This is a genomic window from Neorhizobium sp. LjRoot104, from assembly GCF_964253725.1.
Lineage (GTDB): Bacteria > Pseudomonadota > Alphaproteobacteria > Rhizobiales > Rhizobiaceae > Neorhizobium.
The window spans coordinates 3772555-3790926 of record NZ_CAXURS020000001.1 but is presented as its reverse complement, the minus strand read 5'-3'; the positions used below and the strand labels follow the sequence as shown (position 1 = coordinate 3790926).

The 18372-nt window shown below is 62.7% G+C and carries 18 protein-coding genes; 17 read left to right on the top strand and 1 reads right to left on the bottom strand.

Annotated features, from left to right (window positions below):
• Positions 1-8 precede the first annotated feature (8 nt).
• The 14 genes from ACSQ8R_RS18645 to ACSQ8R_RS18580 all read left to right on the top strand — a co-directional run bounded on the left by ACSQ8R_RS18645 (position 9) and on the right by ACSQ8R_RS18580 (position 14533).
• Positions 9-935, top strand: a complete 927-nt coding sequence (locus ACSQ8R_RS18645) for an ABC transporter permease (RefSeq protein ID WP_436254742.1) — start codon at positions 9-11, stop codon at positions 933-935.
• 12 nt (positions 936-947) lie between these two features.
• Complete coding sequence (locus ACSQ8R_RS18640) at positions 948-1829, top strand: ABC transporter permease (RefSeq protein ID WP_436254741.1); 882 nt, start codon at positions 948-950, stop codon at positions 1827-1829.
• A gap of 372 nt (positions 1830-2201) precedes the next feature.
• Positions 2202-2855, top strand: coding sequence for a TerC family protein (locus tag ACSQ8R_RS18635; protein WP_436254740.1), 654 nt, complete (start codon positions 2202-2204; stop codon positions 2853-2855).
• Between the two features lie 279 nt (positions 2856-3134).
• Positions 3135-4091, top strand: a complete 957-nt coding sequence (locus ACSQ8R_RS18630; protein ID WP_436254739.1) for a VOC family protein — start codon at positions 3135-3137, stop codon at positions 4089-4091.
• 16 nt (positions 4092-4107) lie between these two features.
• A complete protein-coding gene (locus tag ACSQ8R_RS18625) occupies positions 4108-4836 on the top strand; it encodes a PIG-L deacetylase family protein (protein WP_038591148.1) in 729 nt (242 codons plus the stop codon).
• 15 nt (positions 4837-4851) lie between these two features.
• Positions 4852-5523: a 4-carboxy-4-hydroxy-2-oxoadipate aldolase/oxaloacetate decarboxylase gene (ligK, locus tag ACSQ8R_RS18620; RefSeq protein WP_436254738.1), complete on the top strand. Its 672-nt coding sequence runs from the start codon at positions 4852-4854 to the stop codon at positions 5521-5523.
• Positions 5524-5697: 174 nt separating this feature from the next.
• Complete coding sequence (locus ACSQ8R_RS18615) at positions 5698-6753, top strand: 4-oxalomesaconate tautomerase (protein WP_436254737.1); 1056 nt, start codon at positions 5698-5700, stop codon at positions 6751-6753.
• Between the two features lie 15 nt (positions 6754-6768).
• Positions 6769-7641, top strand: a complete 873-nt coding sequence (locus tag ACSQ8R_RS18610) for a DUF1932 domain-containing protein (protein ID WP_436254736.1) — start codon at positions 6769-6771, stop codon at positions 7639-7641.
• 177 nt (positions 7642-7818) lie between these two features.
• Entirely contained in the window at positions 7819-8553 is a 735-nt protein-coding gene (locus tag ACSQ8R_RS18605; protein ID WP_432762579.1) for a GntR family transcriptional regulator, read from the top strand.
• Between the two features lie 160 nt (positions 8554-8713).
• Entirely contained in the window at positions 8714-10126 is a 1413-nt protein-coding gene (ligM, locus tag ACSQ8R_RS18600) for a vanillate/3-O-methylgallate O-demethylase (protein ID WP_436254735.1), read from the top strand.
• A gap of 92 nt (positions 10127-10218) precedes the next feature.
• Positions 10219-11142, top strand: coding sequence for a methylenetetrahydrofolate reductase (locus tag ACSQ8R_RS18595; protein WP_436254734.1), 924 nt, complete (start codon positions 10219-10221; stop codon positions 11140-11142).
• A gap of 78 nt (positions 11143-11220) precedes the next feature.
• Entirely contained in the window at positions 11221-12471 is a 1251-nt protein-coding gene (locus tag ACSQ8R_RS18590) for a LysR family transcriptional regulator (protein WP_436254733.1), read from the top strand.
• 94 nt (positions 12472-12565) lie between these two features.
• Complete coding sequence (locus ACSQ8R_RS18585) at positions 12566-13345, top strand: IclR family transcriptional regulator (RefSeq protein WP_436254732.1); 780 nt, start codon at positions 12566-12568, stop codon at positions 13343-13345.
• Positions 13346-13519: 174 nt separating this feature from the next.
• The gene (locus ACSQ8R_RS18580) at positions 13520-14533 is read left to right on the top strand and encodes an amidohydrolase family protein (protein WP_436254731.1); all 1014 of its coding nucleotides are present in this window, start codon (positions 13520-13522) and stop codon (positions 14531-14533) included.
• A 55-nt stretch (positions 14534-14588) separates the two neighbouring features.
• Here ACSQ8R_RS18580 and ACSQ8R_RS18575 read toward each other — a convergent pair whose 3' ends face one another.
• A complete protein-coding gene (locus ACSQ8R_RS18575; protein ID WP_436254730.1) occupies positions 14589-15392 on the bottom strand; it encodes an MBL fold metallo-hydrolase in 804 nt (267 codons plus the stop codon).
• 195 nt (positions 15393-15587) lie between these two features.
• Between ACSQ8R_RS18575 and ACSQ8R_RS18570 the strand changes: the two genes are divergently transcribed.
• From ACSQ8R_RS18570 to ACSQ8R_RS18560, 3 genes are all read left to right on the top strand, one after another.
• Positions 15588-16667 (top strand): acyltransferase family protein, encoded by a 1080-nt coding sequence (locus ACSQ8R_RS18570; protein WP_436254729.1) that lies wholly within the window; start codon positions 15588-15590, stop codon positions 16665-16667.
• Between the two features lie 59 nt (positions 16668-16726).
• Positions 16727-17305, top strand: a complete 579-nt coding sequence (locus tag ACSQ8R_RS18565; RefSeq protein ID WP_436254728.1) for a DUF2239 family protein — start codon at positions 16727-16729, stop codon at positions 17303-17305.
• Between the two features lie 166 nt (positions 17306-17471).
• The gene (locus tag ACSQ8R_RS18560; RefSeq protein ID WP_436254727.1) at positions 17472-18275 is read left to right on the top strand and encodes an SDR family NAD(P)-dependent oxidoreductase; all 804 of its coding nucleotides are present in this window, start codon (positions 17472-17474) and stop codon (positions 18273-18275) included.
• Positions 18276-18372 lie beyond the last annotated feature (97 nt).

Here is an 18372-nt window from a genome sequence, read left to right as displayed (position 1 = left end):
AGTTTTCGATGATCCGCTTCATAGCCGTTCGACTTCTCCGGGCCTTGATCACCATCTTTGCCGTCGTCACCTTCGCCTTCGTCGTGCTGCGCATGTCGGGCGACCCGGCGCAGGTCATGCTCGGCCCGGACGTGCCGCAGGAGGCCGTCGATGCGTTCCGCCGTTCCTGGGGCCTCGACCAGCCGCTGTGGGTTCAGTATCTCGCCTATATAAGGTCGATCTTCACCGGCGATTTCGGGGTCTCGATGCGCGACAAGGCGTCGGCGCTGGATCTGGTCCTGCAGCGCGTGCCCGCGACGCTGCAGCTCACCATGCCGGCGCTGCTCCTGAAGCTCGCCCTGGGCATTCCCGCCGGCGTCTACGCGGCGCTGCATCGCCAGAGCTTCGCCGATCGCGGCGTGATCCTGCTCGCGGTTCTCGGCTTCACGATCCCCTCCTTCGTCATGGGTCTCCTGCTGGTGCTGATCTTCGCGGTCATCCTTGGCGTGCTGCCGTCCGGCGGTCAGGATACCTGGGTACACGGCATCCTGCCGACGATCACCATGAGCATCGGCGGGATCGGCATCCTCGCCCGGTTCTCGCGCAGCGCGATGATCGAGGTGATGGGGCAGCCCTATATCCGCACCGCCTCCGCCAAGGGTCTGAAATGGGGTGACGTGGTCTGGAACCACGCGCTGCCCAACGCCGCGGTGCCGATCGTGACGATCGTCGGCTTCATGGTCGGCTCGCTGATCGCCGGCGCCGTCGTGGTCGAGTCGATCTTCTCGTGGCCTGGGATCGGCCGCCTGCTGATCGTCTCTGTCGGCAACCGTGACCTCGCCGTCGTCCAGTGCATCCTGCTGATCATCGCAGCCACCATGGTTGTTTCGAACCTCGTCGTCGACCTGCTCTACGGCTGGCTCGACCCCCGCCTTCGCTCCAACGCGGCGCATTGAGGAGAAAGAATTATGGCCACCATCAATCTGTCGGAAACCTCGCGGGCGCCGGGCTGGTATGCGGGCTTCATCACGCGCCTGCGCCGCAACCTGCCATTCACGGTCGGGCTCGGTATTGTCTGGCTGGCGGCCATGGTCGCGGTCGCGATCTTCGCCGACCAGATCCGCCCCTACAACATCACGGCGATGGACCTGTCGAGCCGCCTTTCCCATCCGGGGGCTCTGAAACACCTGCTCGGCACCGACGAACTCGGCCGTGACGTGCTCTCGCGCCTTCTCCAATCGGTCCGGGTGTCGCTGATCATCGCCTTCGGCGCGACGATCCTGTCTGCGGTGTTCGGCACGGCGCTCGGCTTCGCGGCGGCGCAATTTCGAGGTGCGGTCGAACATCTCGTGCTGGTGCTCGCCGATTTCCAGGCGGCGCTGCCATTCCTGATCATGTCGCTTGCCGTGCTTGCCTTCTTCGGCTCCTCGATGGTGCTGCTCGTCTGCCTCATGGGCTTCTACGGCTGGGAACGTTACGCCCGCATCGCCCGCGGCCTTGCGATTTCCGCCAGTTCGCAAGGGTATGCGGCCTCCGTCGTGCAGCTCGGCGCGACGCCTGCACGGGTTTATTTCCATCACATCCTGCCGAACGTCGCCTCGACGCTGATCGTCTCGATGACGCTGACCTTTCCGGAAATCATCCTGATGGAAAGCGGCCTTTCCTTCCTCGGCCTCGGTGTGCAGCCGCCGGAGACCAGCCTTGGCAACATGGTGGGTTTCGGGCGCGAATACCTGACCCGCGCGCCATGGATCATGCTCGCTCCGTCGGTCGTGATCATGCTGACGACGCTGTCGATCAGCATTGTCGGCGACTGGCTGCGCGACAAGCTCGATCCCACCCTTTCGTAATCTCATGGTGGTTCGCCGTGGCCCCGCCGGCCACTTCGATCGGTGCTGTTACTGGCGCTGTGGGCGGATTGCAACGGATCGTCAACGATCCATGGCGAAACAGCCCCAAACCGGCTGTTTCATAAACTCGCCACTTGAGTTTCCGCGATCATGCAGCTAAATCTCACGCCACCAGGACCGGGCCCCTCTGACAGTTCATCTCTGAGCTGTGATGTCGGACTGGATTAGTCCAACTTGGGTGCCTGGTGTTCGTGGAAATCATGTGACGACAACGGCGGTGACCCACGACAGGCGGAAATGCAGGTCGTGAGCGTCTCAAGTTCGTCTCGGTCCACTCGCGGGCACTCCCGCCTTTGAGAGATTGGGTGCCAAATGATGGAATTCTTTACGCCGGAGGCATTGTCCGCCCTCCTGCAGGTTATCATGATCGACCTCGTGCTGGCCGGCGACAACGCGATCGTCATCGGTCTTGCCGCTGCCGGCCTGCCGAAGGAACAGCGGTCCAAGGCCATTCTGGTCGGTATCATCGCGGCCACCGTGCTGCGTATCGGTTTCGCGCTTGCCACGACCCAGCTTCTGCAGGTCGTCGGCCTGCTGCTCGCCGGTGGCGTCCTGCTTCTCTGGGTCTGCTGGAAGATGTGGCGCGAGTTGCGCACGCCGCATCAGCATGAGGACGAAGCCAACGAAGCGCTGCAGAATGCAGACCTCAATGCCGACGGTACGGTCGCGGGCGGTGCGCCGCGCAAGACGTTCTCCCAGGCTGCCTGGCAGATCGTCATTGCCGACGTCTCCATGTCGCTCGACAACGTGCTCGCCGTTGCGGGTGCTGCTCATGAACATCCAGAAGTCCTGATCTTCGGCCTCGTCCTTTCGATCGCGCTGATGGGCATCGCGGCAAGCTTCATCGCCCGCCTGCTCAACAGGCATCGCTGGATTGCCTATGTCGGTCTCGCCGTCATCCTTTACGTGGCGCTTGAGATGATCTGGCGCGGCTATCACGAAGTCGCTCCCTATCTCGGCGTATAATATCGCTTGGCGCGGCGGTTCTGCCGCCGCGCCGTTGCCTTCGGGTCTCTAACGCCCGTCTTCGCTCGCCATTTGCCGGGCGGCTTTTCCTGGTCTCAACCAAAACTTATGCCGCGTCAGCAGAACCTATTCGTCAGGCTGCCGATCTGCTTTTATGTCTTCATGCCAAGCTTCGGCGCCCTTGCGCCGGCCGTGTTGGGTGGAGGACGCGGGCTCGATTTTTTGGAGGAGAATGCGCCTGTCCGCCGGGCGCGGTAGATCGACCATCTAGGAAAAGCCATGACCGAACCCTGTTATGATGTCGCCCATCTCGGCCACGTCGAGCTTTATTCAGACCGTTTCGAGGAATCGCTCGACTTCTTCACCCGCGTCTACGGACTGACCGAAAGCGGCCGCGAGGGCGACAGCGTCTATCTGCGCGCCTATGACGACTACGAGTTCCACACGCTGAAGCTCACCAGGCATCACACCACGGGTGTCGGCCATATCGCCTACCGCACCTCGTCGGCGGAAGCGCTGGAGCGCCGCGTAGCGGTAATCGAGGAAAAGGGCTGGGGCGTCGGCTGGATCGAAGGCGATCTCGGCCACGGCCGGGCCTACCAGTTCAAGAGCCCGGACGGCCATCTTTTCGAACTCTATTGGGACACCAGGGAATATGTAGCGCCGCCGGAAGAAAAGCCGGCGCTGAAGAACATCGCCCAGCGTTACCATGGCCGCGGCGCATGCCCGCGTCGCCTCGACCACGTCAATCTGCTTGCCGCCGATGTCAGCCTGATCCGTGAATTCATGACCACGGCGCTCGGCAGCCGGGTCACGGAGATGATCCAGCTCGACAATGGCCGCCTCGGCGGCTGCTGGTTCACCATCAACAACAAGACCTACGACCTTGCCTGCTCCGAGGACCATACCGGTTCGCATGGCCGCTTCCACCATGTCACCTATGCCTGCGACCAGCGCGAGGACATTTTGCGCGCCGCCGACATCTTCCTGGAAAACGGCGTGCATATCGAATCCGGGCCGCACAAGCATGCGATCCAGGGCACGTTCTTCCTCTATGTCTGGGAGCCTGCCGGCAACCGCGTCGAGCTCGCCAATGCAGGCGCCCGCCTGATCCTGCGGCCGGACTGGAAGCCGGTCGTCTGGACCGAGGCCGACCGCAAGAAGGGGCAGGCCTGGGGCATGAAGACGATCGAAACCTTCCATACGCACGGCACGCCGCCGGTTGCACACAAGTAAAAACAAGAGGCATCCCATGGCAAAGACAGCATTGGTCATCAGCGCCCATTCGGCGGATTTCGTCTGGCGTTGCGGCGGCGCGATCGCGCTTCACGAGGAAAAGGGCTATGACGTCACCGTCATCTGCCTGTCCTATGGCGAGCGCGGCGAAAGCGCCAAGCTCTGGAAGAACCCGGGCATGACGCTCGAAAAGGTGAAGACCGAGCGCCGCAAGGAGGCGGAAAACGCCGCGAAGGCGCTCGATGTCACCGACATCCAGTTCTTTGATCTCGGCGATTATCCGCTGGTCGTCGATCAGGACGCCAAGTTCAAGCTGGTCGATGTGATCCGCAAGGTGCAGCCGGAATTCATGCTCTCCCACTCCAAGTGGGACCCCTACAATACCGACCACATGTACGCGACGCAGGTGGCGATCGAAGCCCGCATGATCGCCCAGGCCTGGGGCCACAACCCGGGCGAAAAGATCCTCGGGGCGCCGCAGCTTTACCTGTTCGAGCCGCACCAGACCGAACAGATGGAATGGAAGCCGGACGTCTTCCTCGATATTTCCCCCGTCTGGGAAAAGAAGTGGGCGGCCATCCAGTGCATGGAAGGCCAGGAGCATCTCTGGCATTTCTACAAAAACGTCGCGGAAAATCGTGGCAACCATTTCATGCGCAATTCCGGCGGCCAGGCGAGCGGACGCAAGTCGACCCATGCGGAAGGCTTCCAGTCGGTCTTCCCGCGCACCGTCGATGAACTCTGAGGGGAATGAACTCTGATGTCGGTCGTCGTCCAGAATATCGAACGTGCGGACCCGTCGGTCATCGACCGGCTGGCCGCCTGCGGGGTCGCAACCGTCCATGAGGCGCAGGGCCGCAAGGGCCTGCTCGCCAGCTACATGCGGCCGATCTATCCGGGCGCGCGGCTTGCCGCGAGCGCCGTCACCATTTCCGCGCCTCCGGGCGACAACTGGATGCTGCATGTGGCGATCGAGCAGCTGAAGGCCGGCGACATCCTGCTGCTCGCGCCGACCAGCCCCTGCGAAGACGGCTATTTCGGCGATCTGCTCGCCACCTCCGCCCAGGCGCGCGGCTGCAAGGGGCTGATCATCGATGCGGGCGTGCGTGACGTGGTCGATCTGACCCAGATGAAGTTTCCGGTCTGGTCGAAGGCTGTCTATGCCCAGGGCACCGTCAAGGAGACACTCGGTTCGGTCAACATCCCGGTCGTCTGCGCCGGCGCCTATGTGCGCCCCGGCGACGTGATCGTTGCCGATGACGACGGCGTCTGCGTCGTCGCCCGCGAAGAAGCGGAAGCGGTCGCCAAGAAAGCGGAAGCGCGGGTCGCTGCCGAAGAAGACAAGCGCAAGCGGCTCGCCGCCGGCGAACTCGGCCTCGATATCTATAACATGCGCGGCAAGCTCGCCGAAAAGGGTTTGAAGTATATCTGAGCGGAGGAATCGGAGGGTTCTTTCGTTATCGTCGGCCTTGTGCCGAGGATCTGCTCACATCGACCGTTGGCAGATGCTCGGGACAAGCCCGAGCATGACGGCAGGATTTTTTGCCGACAGGTGAGACAGGCAAAACGACCGGCTCGTTTCCCTGTAAAAGCGGAGGAAGATTTCATGGCGACAAGCGAAACCGGTATCCGCTGCATGTGGATGCGTGGCGGCACGTCCAAGGGCGGATATTTTCTCGCTTCGGACCTGCCGGCCGACCGCGACAATTTCCTGCTGCGGGTGATGGGTTCGCCCGATCCCCGCCAGATCGACGGAATGGGCGGCGCCCATCCGCTGACCTCCAAGGTGGCAGTGGTCCGGAAATCCGAGCGGGAAGGGGTCGATGTCGATTATCTCTTCCTGCAGGTCTTCGTCGATCAGCCGATCGTCACCGATGCCCAGAACTGCGGCAATATTCTCGCCGGCATCGGGCCCTTCGCCATCGAGCGGGGGCTGGTACCGGTCAAGGGCGAGAAGACCGAGGTCTCGATCTTCATGGAGAATACCGGGCAGATCGCCATCGCGACGATCGAGACGCCGGGCGGCCGGGTGACCTACAAGGGCGATGCCCGGATAGACGGCGTGCCGGGAACCTCCGCGCCGGTGCCGATCGTGTTCGCAGATACGGCCGGTTCTTCCTGCGGCGCGTTGCTGCCGACCGGAAATGCGGTCGATGTGATCGATGGCGTCGCTTGCACGCTGATCGACAACGGCATGCCCTGCGTCGTCATGCGCGGTGATGTGCTCGGCATTACTGGTAACGAAAGCCCCAAGGATCTCGAGGCGAACCAGGAGCTTCGTGCCAGGCTGGAGGCGATCCGGCTAAAGGCCGGGCCGATGATGAACCTCGGCGACGTCACCAAGAAATCCGTGCCGAAGATGACGATGGTTTCGGCGCCGACGGCGGGCGGGGCGATTTCGACCCGTACCTTCATCCCGCATACCTGCCACGATGCGATCGGCGTGCTCGGCGCGGTCAGCGTTGCGACGGCCTGCCTTCTGCCGGAAGGACCGGCTTCGGAATTGGCTGTCATTCCGGCTGGCGACGAGAAGCTGCTGTCGATCGAACATCCGACCGGCGAGATGAGCGTCATCGCCACAATGAAGGATGGCGAGGTCCATCGCGCGGCGGTGCTGCGCACGGCGCGCAAGCTTTTCGACGGCGTGGTTTTCGGCGACTGAGAGTAGGATACGGCTATGAGGATCGCGTTTCTGGGTTTTGGCGAAGCGGCACGCGCCTTTCACGACAGCCTGGCTCCGAGGCTCGAGAACGGAGAGTTCCGTGCCTATGATCTCTTGCTCGACGATACCGAGAAGGCGGGCGAAATGCGGGCGGCGATGACGACGCGCGGTGTCCGGCCGGAAGCGTCGCCTGCCGGTCTTGCCGATGCCGAATGGATCTTCAGCGCCGTCACCGCCGATCAGAGCCTCAAGGCCGCGCAGTCCATCGCTCCGCATCTCGGCCAGGGCGCGCTGCTGATCGACATCAACTCCGTCTCCCCCGGCCGCAAGCGCGAAACCGCCGCGCTGGTCAACGAAACCGGCGCCGACTATCTCGACATGGCCGTCATGGCCCCGGTCCATCCGAAGGGCCACGCAACCCCGATTCTGATCGCCGGCAAGGGTGCGGCCGGGCTTCTGGAGCGTTTTCGCGGTCTTGGCTTCAGCGCCGATGTCGCCGGAGAGGCAGTGGGCTCGGCGACGGCCATCAAGATGGTTCGCTCCGTGTTTGTTAAAGGTCTTGAAGCGATAACCGTCGAGGCGCTGCTCGCGGCGGAAGCTTCGGGCTGTTTCGAGGAGATCCTGGCTTCGCTGTCGCAGAGTTTTCCCGGTCTCGACTGGTCGAAATTCCCCGACTACCAGTTCGAACGCACCACCCACCACGGTCGTCGCCGGGCCGCAGAGATGCGCGAAAGCGGCGTCACGCTCGATGCGCTGGGGCTGAACGGCGGTCTTGCCCGCGAGATCGCCGCCATTCAGGACGAGATGGCGGCAAGCGGCGTGAAGCCGACGGACGATCTCAGGGATACCGTCGCGCGGGTTCTTTCGGCCCGGCGGCAAGGCAAATAAGTCCGTCCCTTCAATGCGTTCGGTGTATACGCATTGATCTTTTCCGTTCGAAATACCTGCCGTCATCCACAGCCTGAACCCTCTGTATACATGAGGCTTGGCCAATCCATCAGATATGGCTAAGATTTGTGATCGACAGGCGGAAGTTGCGCGCCTTGTCCGGGCAAAGGTGCGGATTTGGAAGAGACCTCGAGAACGACCCATACGATGCGCGCGCTGATGGAGCTGCGCAAGAAGATCCTCAGCGGCGACTATCCCGGTGGCACCCGGCTTTTCGAGGTGTCGCTGGCCGAGACGCTGCAGATTTCCCGCACGCCGGTGCGCGAGGTGATGTCGCGCCTTGCGGAAGAGGGGCTGCTCGATCGGTTGGCGAATGGCGGTTTCGTGGTCCGCAGCTTTACCTATGCGGATGCGGTCGATGCGATCGAGCTGCGCGGCGTGCTGGAAGGGACGGCGGCGCGGCTGGCCGCCGAACGGGGTGTTTCCCAGGCGGGACTGGATCAGCTTCGGGAAATCCAGGCCAGGCTCGACGATTGTTTCGGCGAGGCTGCGGACGATGTGGATCTGGAAGCCTATTCCGAAGCGAATGCGAAATTTCACACCGTGCTGGTCGAGCTTTCCGGCAGTACCGTTATACAGCGGGAGGTCGAGCGCGCGACACGACTGCCCTTCGCGTCACCGTCGGCTTTCCTGTCGGGCCGGGCGCATGTGGCGGCCTTCCGCCAGTCGCTGCATATCGCACAGGAACAGCATCGCACATTGGTGTCGGCGATTGCCGGCCGCGAGGGTGCAAGGGCTGAATTCATCGCCCGCGAGCACGCCCGCATCGCCCGCAAGAACCTCGAATACGCCGTCTTCGAGGATCCCGAGCTGATGCTGACCGTTCCCGGCCTGGTGCTCCTCAACTCCTGAGGGCCGCCTGCCTGCCGCAGGTTTTGATGGCCGGAGGCCTTCGGTCTGCTATCCGCAGCCGATTGTCAGCCTGCCGAATATTTCCCCTTGAATTTGTCTGCCGATGCCGTCATGTATACACGACATCTCAAGCCACAGACAAACCATAGGGAGGAATTCCGTGACTCAGGCCAATCTCACTCAAGTTTTGAAGGATGCGGGCAACACCGTCGAGCATCTGCGCAATTCCAAAACCGGCATCTATGTATACCCGGTTGTCGCTCCGGAATTCTCGAACTGGCGCTCGGAACAGGCTGCATGGCGTGAGGGCGCCGTTCTGTTCGACCAGTCGCATCACATGGACGAGCTGGTCGTCGAAGGTCCGGATGCTGCCAAGTTCCTCGAAAGCCTGTCGATCAACAGCTTCGCCAATTTCGGCGTCGATCGCGCCAAGCACTACGTTCCGGTCACGCCTGCCGGCCACGTCATCGGCGACATGATCATCTTCCGCGAAACCGAAGAGAAGTTCGTTCTCGTCGGCCGCGCACCGACCGCCAACTGGCTGCTCTACAATGCCTCGCTCGGCAAGTTCAACGTCAAGCTGACGCATGACCCGCGTTCGCCTTCGCGTCCGGATGGCAAGCTCGTCACCCGCATCCACTACCGCTTCCAGATCCAGGGTCCGGATGCGCCGAAGGTCTTCGAAAAGATGAACGGCGGCCCGATCCCGGAGATCAAGTTCTTCCACGTCGACTGGATCAATGTCGGCGGCCGCAAGGTTCAGGCCCTGCGCCACGGCATGGCCGGCGCTCCGGGTCTCGAAATCTGGGGTCCGTATGCGGAGAAGGACGAGGTCCGCGCCGCCATCCTGAAGGCAGCGGAAGAAGCCGGCGTCGATCTGCGCCCGGTCGGCAGCCGCGCCTACGCCACCAACACGCTGGAATCCGGCTGGATCCCGTCGCCGCTTCCGGCGATCTATACCGGTGACGAGTTGCAGGCCTATCGCGACTGGCTCTCGGCCCAGAGCTATGAAGCTTCGGGCTCGATCGGCGGCAGCTACGTGTCCGACAATATCGAAGACTACTACCTGAACCCCTACGAGCTGGGTTACGGCGTCTACGTCAAGTTCGACCACGACTTCGTCGGCCGCGCTGCTGTCGAGAAGCAGAAGGCAACCCCGCAGCGTCGCAAGGTCACCTTCGAGTGGAACTCCGACGACGTCGTCAAGGTCATCGCGTCGGCCTTCCAGCCGGGCGAACAGGCCGCCAAGTGGATCGACTTCCCGCTTTCCAACTACGCCTCGTCGAGCTTCGACAAGGTTCTGAAGGACGGCAAGGTCGTCGGCCTGTCGATGTTCAACGGCTATAGCTACAACGAGCGTTCCATGCTGTCGCTCGGCGTCGTCGATGCCGACATCAAGGAAAACGACATCCTGACGCTTATCTGGGGCGAGCCGGATGGCGGCACGTCCAAGACCTCCGTCGAGCAGGGCCACAAGCAGGCCGAGATCCGCGTTCGCGTCGCGGCCGTGCCCTATGCACAGGAAGCACGTGAAAATTACGCCGAAAGCTGGCGCACAAAGAAGGCCCTCTAACGGCCGGGCGTGCGAGAACGGCTTGTTCTCGCACGCCGCTCCGTCCGTCTGACCGGACGTTTTTCATTGGCTAAACGGGGGGAGGATCAACAATGGCACTTTTGAATCTGTTCAAGGGCAAGCAGGAAGAGAAGACCGTGGAGCCGGCCAGCTTCAGGGATCTTATCGACGGCTACTCGATCGAAGTCATGCCGCGCACGGCGGCGAAGATCGAAGATTTCAAGACACTGCTGCCGAAGGGCACGCGGGTCTATATCGCCCATATCGACGGAACGCCGATCGAGGACATGGTGCAGACCGCAAGGCGCCTCCACGAAGACGGCTTCCCGGTCATGCCGCATTTTCCCTCCCGCATCATTCCAAGCCTGGCGATCCTGGAGGACTGGATCAAGCGCTACAGAAACGAGGCGGGCGTGGACCAGGCGCTGCTGCTCGGCGGCGGCGTATCGACGCCGGCCGGCGATTTCGACAGCTCGATCCAGCTGATCGAGACCGGCCTGTTCGACCGCTATGGCTTCAAGCGGCTGCATGTCGCGGGCCATCCCGAGGGCAACAAGGACATCGACAAGGACGGCAGCTCCAGGATCGTCGACGAGGCTCTGAAGTTCAAGCAGGCCTATTCCGAACGGACCGACGCGGAGATGGCGATCACCACCCAGTTCGCCTTCGACGCCAAGCCGGTCATCGCCTGGGCGGAGCGCATCGCCGCCGCCGGCGTCAAGCTGCCGATCCACCTCGGGATTGCCGGCCCGACCAAATTGCAGACGCTGATCAAGTTTGCCATCGCCTGCGGCGTCGGCCCGTCGCTCGGCGTGCTGCAGAAACGCGCGATGGACCTCAGCAAGCTGCTGGTTCCCTATGAGCCGACCGAGGTTCTGACCGAGATTGCCGATTATAAGGCTGCTCATCCGGAAAGCCTGATCGACAGCATCCATGTCTTCCCGCTCGGCGGTATCCGCGCCAGCGGCGAATGGATGAACGAGCAGCTGACCGGAGAGCGCAACATCGCACCGTGACTTAACCGAAACGGGGCGGGGTTGGGCCTGCTCCGCTTCGCCGCTGCCGGGAGGAGAAAGGCAGGGGAGGACCGATACGTGGACTATCCCAATCTGCGTCACATTCGTCTTTTCTGCGCCTGCCTGCGCACCGGCTCCCTGACGCAGGCGGCCGATATCGTCGGCGTCACCCAGCCCGCGGCATCGCAGGCAATTTCCCGTCTCGAAGACCTTTTCGGCACCCGGCTTCTCGAGCGCGGTCCGGGGCATGCCATGGCGACACCGGCAGGCCGCGTCGTCCAGGCCCGGTCGCTGCGCGCGCTTGAACTTATCCGTACCGGTTGCCAAAAACTCCAGGCGGATTCGGGGTCGCGCGGCTCTGCTGCCGACGCAAGGCTGACGATCTCCCATCTGCGCGCCCTGCAGGCCTTTGCCCAGACCGGAGGTTTTCCGGGTGCGGCGCGCATCCTCGAACAATCGGGTGCCGCGGTTCAGCGCACGGCGCGCAATGCCGAGGCGATCTTCGGCACAAGCCTTTTCGAAGCCGACGGCCGCGCGACGCGGTTCACTAGCGCCGGCCGTGCCGTCGCCCGCTGGGCCGGCCTTTCCTTGAAGGAACTCGGCAACGCCACCGAGGAAGTGCAGGAGCTGCGCGGCAAGTTCGATGGCCTTGTCTCGATCGGGGCGCTGCCGATGGCGCGCACGACCATCGTGCCCGATGCCATCGCGTCGCTCGCCCTCACCCATCCGCTGGCGCGGTTCGAGATCCTCGAAGGCAGCTACGAGCAGCTCCTCAGCGACCTGGAAATGGGCCATATCGATTTCCTGATCGGGGCATTGCGCAGCCGCCTCACGCCGTCGCTGAACCAGGAGCCGCTTTTCGATTTTCGGCTGGCGGTCGTCGGGGGCACCGGTCATCCCCTTTCGGGCAAGGCGGATGTCTCGCTTGCCGAACTTGCCTCCTACCCATGGGTCGTGGCGCGCAAGGGCACGCCCAACCGCAGCACCTTCGATGCCCTGGCGGCGAAGTTCTCCGATGGGCCGCAGATGCAGGGAACCGTCGAGACCGGTTCGCTGACGGCGCTGCGCGGTATCCTGATGCAGACGGACCGGCTGGCGCTGCTCTCCCGCCACCAGCTCCGGCATGAGCTGAAGGCCGGGTTCCTGACGCTTCTGAACTACGACGTGCCGGGAAAGCCGCTGTCGATCGGCATCACCACGCGCCGCAACTGGCAGCCGACCGCTCTCCAGGCCGAATATCTGGCGGCTATCCGTCGTGTGGTGGCGACGGAGGAAACAGTCAGCGCACCAGATGGTGCCCGCCTGCCCGCGCTCAAGGCCGCCGAGTAGCTCCACTTGCCATTGCAGTTTTCGGGGTTATCGTTATTGCCGAATGTCCGGCCGTTCCGATGTCGCGCGCCGCCAGAAGAGAGCGGGAGCATCTTTGAGAAAAAAGGCCGTCAACAGTCTCGAACGCCTGCAGGCAGTGCTTGAGGTTTTCACCGAGGATCGTCTGGAATGGACGCCGGAAGAGCTGATGGAAGAGCTGGGCTATAGCCGGCCGACGCTCTATCGCTACCTCAAGATCCTGAAGGACAGCGGTTTTCTGACTTCCATGCCGAATACCGGCTTCACGCTCGGACCAAGGGTGGTGGAGATGGATTATCTGCTGCGGAAGTCCGACAGCCTCATCCTGTCCGGCGCGCCCTATCTGCAAAAACTCACCGGGCGATATGAATGCACCGCGCTTCTGGTGCGCTGGTACGGCGAAAAGATCCTCTGCGTCGATTCGATCAGCTCCAGCCGCGAGGCGATCAGCAGCTATCCGCGCGGGCGGCCGATGCCGCTCAGCCGCGGCGCGATCGGCCGGTCCATCGTCGCGTTCCTGCCGCGCCGCAATCTGGTGCCGCTGATCAAGCGCACGCTCGACGAATGGCAGGCGGCGGGCGCCGGCGATACCGTGGAAGCGGTCCTCGACGGACTGAAATCGGTGCGCAAGAAGGGTTATGCCGTGGCTTACGGCGAGGTCACGCCGGGCGTCATCGGTTTCGCAGCGCCGATCTTCGACGCGGGCCAGAGCCCGATTGCAAGTTTTTCCCTGACGATCGCCCAGGATCACGTCCCCGGACTCGCGGTGGAGGAAATCGGCCGGGAAGTCCTGTTCGCGGCTGGCGAGATCAGCGCCGCGCTCGCCTCGCACCGACATCGGATTTCGAGTCAATAATCTCATATTACAAGAAAATGTGTTGACTTTCAGCGCCCGCCTTCGCATCTTGCCGCGGCGGAGCATGGCCGGAACCTCGGCATGTCTTCGCCTGCGGATTTTTTAAACGCCTAGGGGCACTGGACTTCCCTCAAGTTCGCGGTGCCGCACCAGGACAGACAGGAGGAGCATTCCATGAAGAAGATCGACGCTTTCAACCATATCTGGCCAAAGCCCTTTTTCGACAAGCTGATCGGCTATATCGGCACGATGACCGATGTCACCATGCGCTCGGGCGCGGTGCCGATGATGACCGATCTCGACCGTCGTTTCCAGGTGATGGACATGTTCGGCGGCGACTACCAGCAGGTCCTGTCGCTCGCTTCGCCGCCGCTCGAAAAGCTGGCCGGGCCTGAGCGCGCCTATGACCTCGGCCGGATCGGCAACGATTCCCAGAAGGAGTTGTGCGACAAATATCCGGAGCGCTTCCCGGCCTTCATCGCCACCGTGCCGATGGAAAACCAGGAATGGATGATGGCGGAAACCAAGCGGGTCGTCGAAGATCTCGGCGCCTGCGCGGTCCAGATCTTCACCAATTACAGCGGCAAGCCGCTCGACCTGCCGCAGTTCGAGCCCTTCTTCGAATATATGGCAAAGTCCGGCAAGCCGGTCTTCCTGCATCCGTCGCGCGGCGCCAACTTCCCGGACTACCTGACCGAAGACCGCTCCGAATACGAGATCTTCTGGACCTTCGGCTGGCCGTATGAAACCTCGGCGGCGATGGCACGCCTGGTCTTCTCGCGCATCTTCGACAAGTACAAGGGCCTCAAGGTCGTCACCCATCATGCCGGCGGCATGGTGCCCTTCTTCGAAGGCCGCGTCGGTGCGGGCTGGGACCAGATGGGCAAGCGCACGTCCGATCGCGACCTCTCTACCGTGCTGAAGGCGCTGGAGCGTCCGCATCTCGAATATTTCAAGGAATTTTATGCCGACACGGCGAGCTTCGGTTCGACCAAGGCGATCGAGCACGCGATCGAATTCTTCGGCGAAGACCGGGTGCTGTTCGCATCCGACGCGCCGTTCGATCCGGAAGGCGGCCCGATGTACATCCGCGAGACCATTCAGGTTCTCGACAACATGGACATCTCCGACGCCACCCGGCAGAAGATCTACGAAGGCAATGCAAAGAAGCTTCTGGGCCTGAAGTAAGCGATCCGGTTTTCGCATCTATCGAACGCGCGGGCGGAAAACGCCCGCGCGTTTTTCATTGGGTGAGCCGGTCGATGTAACGTTTTGCGGAGCGGGCGACGATCGCCTGGCCGTCTGCCCGGACATTCTGGTGCGAAAAGGCGCCGTAGATGCGCTCGAAAGGCCAAAGTGCCAGCCGCTCCGCGACATCGGCCACTTCGGCGGCACTCAGCGGCAGCATGTTGGGATAGCTCCACATGAAGGAGACATGGTTGGCGCCGGGCGTGACCTGGACGATATCGCCGGCCAGCAGCACACCCTTGCCGTCCCCGCCCGTCCAATGCAGCACCGTGCCGCCGGCAAAGTGTCCGCCGCCATGAACCAGCGTGACGGAGGAGGAAAGCACCAGCGCATCCTCGTCCCAGAGCCGGACATGATCCGACGGACGGCAGATCCATTCCTTGTCGGCGGCATGCAGGTAGATCGGCGCGTCGAAGGCCGCCGCCCAGTCCTGCATGGTCGTGTAATAATGCGGATGGGATATGGCGATGGCGCTGAGGCCGCCGAGAGCCCGGACGATCGCCTTGGTCGCGTCGTCCAGAAGCGCGATGCAATCCCATAGGACATTTCCGGCCGGCGTCCGCAGCAGCAGGGCGCGCTGATTGATCGCGAAGGCGGGGACGGTCTGGATCGCCAACAGGTCCGGCTCGAGCTGCGTCCAGGCATTTCGATGCGTCCGCGCAAGCTTTTCCGTCGTCGTCCAGGCCTGCCCGGATGGCGGCACATATTGGCGCTCGTCGGCGCAGATGGGGCACCTTTGCGGCGCGTCCTCAGCTTCCTCGAAGGAAGTGCCGCAGGCGCCGCAGAGAAAAATCGACATCGAAACCTCCCTCAGGACCTGCTGTAGGCCCTGTCATGAATTTGACAACAAACGATATTCGTCAAGGGAAGGGAAGACCTGGCGTCGCGTGGCGCCTGCCTGCCGGAACCGCTCGTATTGTTCGGTAAGGATTCACGTTTTCCAAAGACCGGTGCGATAGGGTCGGGCGGATTTGTTCCACACCCCGAGGATCGAATGACGGCCCCGAAGATGCCAAGGCTCCTGAACCTGGATATCCTGCGCCTCGTCTCGGCGCTGATGGTGCTGACGTTCCATTATGGTTTCCGCATGCGGATTTCCGGCGAGGGCGGCGGCATCGGGTTTCCGGAAGTCGCACCCTTTGCCATGTGGTTCGATACGGGCCTGCTGATCTTTTTTGCGATTTCCGGCTATGTCATCACCATGTCGGCGGAGGGCCGCTCGGCCTATGACTTCGCGGCTGGCCGTTTCGCGCGGCTCTGGCCGACCTTCATCGTCTGCGCGACGATCACCGCCGCCGTGCTCGCCGCCTGGCATGTGCCGACCCTCGATCCGCCGACGGTGAAGCAATGGCTGGCGCATGTCGTCATCATCTCGCGCGGCCTCGGCCAGCCGTTCCTCGATGGCGCCTATTGGACGATCGCCTACGAGATCATCTTCTATGGCTGGGTTTTCCTGCTGATCGCCACCGGCCTTTTCGAGCGCGGCTGGCGCATCGTCGTGCTGGCATGGCTGGCGATTTCCGTCGTCAACGAGGCCCTCATCGGCAGCGGCGCGATCCAGAAATTGCTGATCACCGAATATTCCGGCTATTTCGCCTTCGGCCTGGCGCTTTACAAGGTGAGGCAGCGCGCTTCCCTGTCGAGCCTCTGTGTCCTCGCTGCCGCGGTCTGCTGGGCAATCGCCACGCCATTCCTGACCGAACCGGATTTCGTCGCAACATATGCGTTGAGCCGCAACGCCGTCGGGCTCGCCCTCATTGGACCGCTGGCCCTTGCTGCGGTCACAGCCTGTGCGGCGGCGCCGTCGCTGCGCATTTCTCCGGCACTCGCGATCGGGCTCGGCGGCCTCACCTATCCGCTTTACCTGCTGCATCAGAACATCGGCTACGCGGTGTTTGCGCGTTTCGGGACCGAGCAGAACCGCTGGCTCGTCGCTGTGGGCCTGATTGCCGTCCTGCTTTTCGTTGCCGGGGTCATCGCACGAACCATCGAACCGGCGGCGCGGCGGGCGATCATACGCGCCGCGGGCCATCTTCGAGACGGTTTCGGTCGCCTGAGACAGCGGACGGCCTGATCCGGATTGACGGCTTTATTTTACCCGGATAAATCTGCATATCAATTCCGGGGAAGCAGATGGCAGATTTTCATTGGACAGCTTTTCGAGGCGAGAACCGCATCGCGAGCGGATCACCGGCCGAGGTCGTGACGGCGATCAAGGGTGAACATGAAGGCGTTCTGGTTTTTGACGATGCGACCGGAAAGCCGGTCGATCTCGACCTCCGCGGCACACTCGAAGACTGTCTCGGTCGCCTTCCCAGGGATCATGCGGAGCCTGTGGAACCGGTGGGACGGCGGCCCGGGCGACCGAAGCTCGGCGTGGTGCCGCGCGAGGTGACGCTGCTGCCGCGGCATTGGGAGTGGCTCGGCCAGCAGCCGGGCGGCGCCTCGGTTGCCCTGCGCAAGCTCGTCGATGCGGCGCGTGCAGCCGGCGGTTCGGGAGACGATCGGCGCCGGGCTCAGGAGGCCGCCGATCGCTTCATGCGGGCGCTCGCCGGGGATCAGCCGGGATACGAGGAAGCCGCGCGGGCGCTTTATGCCGGACAAGAGGGGCGCTTCAAGGAACTGACGGAGAACTGGCCGACGGACGTCCGGGACCATGCCCGATCCCTCGCCCGAGCCGCGTTCGAAACCGGCCCGGCAGGCGCGAAATAACTTTCTCATTGCGGCATACCGGCGAAAATACGCGGGTCATCGGGCATTTCCAGGCGGTTATGTACCTTTTTGCACATGTTCTGTCCGCGATTGAACATGGACCGAATGAAAACCGCACCGTAAGTTGCTTCGAGCCGCCGGGGAGGGTGGCTTGGAGGAGCAGTTTATGGATCGCATGAAGAACAAGGTCGTTCTCGTTTTCGGCGCCGGTTCGGTCGGCCCCGGTTTCGGGAACGGCAAGGCCGCCGCCGTCGCCTATGCCCGCGAGGGCGGCAGTGTCGTCTGCGTCGACGTCAATCTCGATGCGGCCAGGAATACGCTCGACGTCATCGAATCCGAAGGCGGCACGGGCCTGGCGCTCGCCGCCGACGTCACCCAATCCTCCGATATCGCCGTCGTCGTCGAAACGACCATGGAGCGTTTCGGCCGCATCGACGTGCTGCACAACAATGTCGGCATCAACCTGCCGGGCGGCGCGGCCGAGGCCACCGAAGAGAGCTGGCGCAAGGTGATGGACGTCAACCTGACCAGCGCCTTCCTCACCTGCAAGGCCGTTCTGCCGATCATGGAAAAGCAGGGCGGCGGGGCGATCGTCAACATCTCGTCGCTCGCCTCCATCAGATGGACCGGCTATCCCTACGTTTCATATTATGCATCGAAGGCTGCGCTGAACCACTTTACCCGAGCGATTGCGATTGAATATGCGGCCAAGGGCATCCGCGCCAATGCCATCCTGCCGGGCGTGATGGACACGCCGCATATCCAAAAACAGATCAGCGGCTACTACGGCTCTCCTGACGAGATGAAAGCCAAAAGGGACGCGCTTTCGCCGATGAAACGCCAGGGAGACGGCTGGGACATCGCCTGGGCCTCGGTTTTCCTTGCATCGGACGAGGCGAAATACATTACCGGGGTCGAGCTTCCGATCGATGGCGGGCTGCATGTGACGGTGTCCGGCAGCTTGAACTGAGGCGGTCCGAGGCGCGGCTCGGGCTGGTCTACAATATGGATCGGTCTCGAAGTTTTATGCCATTCCTGCAAATTTAGGCTTGCCTAATCCGTCCGTC

Coding starts and splice junctions, on each gene's coding strand:
- ACSQ8R_RS18565 (WP_436254728.1), top strand. CDS start 16,727: ATGGCAGATTTTCATTGGACAGCTTTTCGAGGCGAGAACCGCATCGCG.
- ACSQ8R_RS18630 (WP_436254739.1), top strand. CDS start 3,135: ATGACCGAACCCTGTTATGATGTCGCCCATCTCGGCCACGTCGAGCTT.
- ligK (WP_436254738.1), top strand. CDS start 4,852: ATGTCGGTCGTCGTCCAGAATATCGAACGTGCGGACCCGTCGGTCATC.
- ACSQ8R_RS18610 (WP_436254736.1), top strand. CDS start 6,769: ATGAGGATCGCGTTTCTGGGTTTTGGCGAAGCGGCACGCGCCTTTCAC.
- ACSQ8R_RS18625 (WP_038591148.1), top strand. CDS start 4,108: ATGGCAAAGACAGCATTGGTCATCAGCGCCCATTCGGCGGATTTCGTC.
- ACSQ8R_RS18570 (WP_436254729.1), top strand. CDS start 15,588: ATGACGGCCCCGAAGATGCCAAGGCTCCTGAACCTGGATATCCTGCGC.
- ACSQ8R_RS18595 (WP_436254734.1), top strand. CDS start 10,219: ATGGCACTTTTGAATCTGTTCAAGGGCAAGCAGGAAGAGAAGACCGTG.
- ACSQ8R_RS18635 (WP_436254740.1), top strand. CDS start 2,202: ATGATGGAATTCTTTACGCCGGAGGCATTGTCCGCCCTCCTGCAGGTT.
- ACSQ8R_RS18640 (WP_436254741.1), top strand. CDS start 948: ATGGCCACCATCAATCTGTCGGAAACCTCGCGGGCGCCGGGCTGGTAT.
- ACSQ8R_RS18580 (WP_436254731.1), top strand. CDS start 13,520: ATGAAGAAGATCGACGCTTTCAACCATATCTGGCCAAAGCCCTTTTTC.
- ACSQ8R_RS18615 (WP_436254737.1), top strand. CDS start 5,698: ATGGCGACAAGCGAAACCGGTATCCGCTGCATGTGGATGCGTGGCGGC.
- ACSQ8R_RS18560 (WP_436254727.1), top strand. CDS start 17,472: ATGGATCGCATGAAGAACAAGGTCGTTCTCGTTTTCGGCGCCGGTTCG.
- ACSQ8R_RS18575 (WP_436254730.1), bottom strand. CDS start 15,392: ATGTCGATTTTTCTCTGCGGCGCCTGCGGCACTTCCTTCGAGGAAGCT.
- ACSQ8R_RS18645 (WP_436254742.1), top strand. CDS start 9: ATGATCCGCTTCATAGCCGTTCGACTTCTCCGGGCCTTGATCACCATC.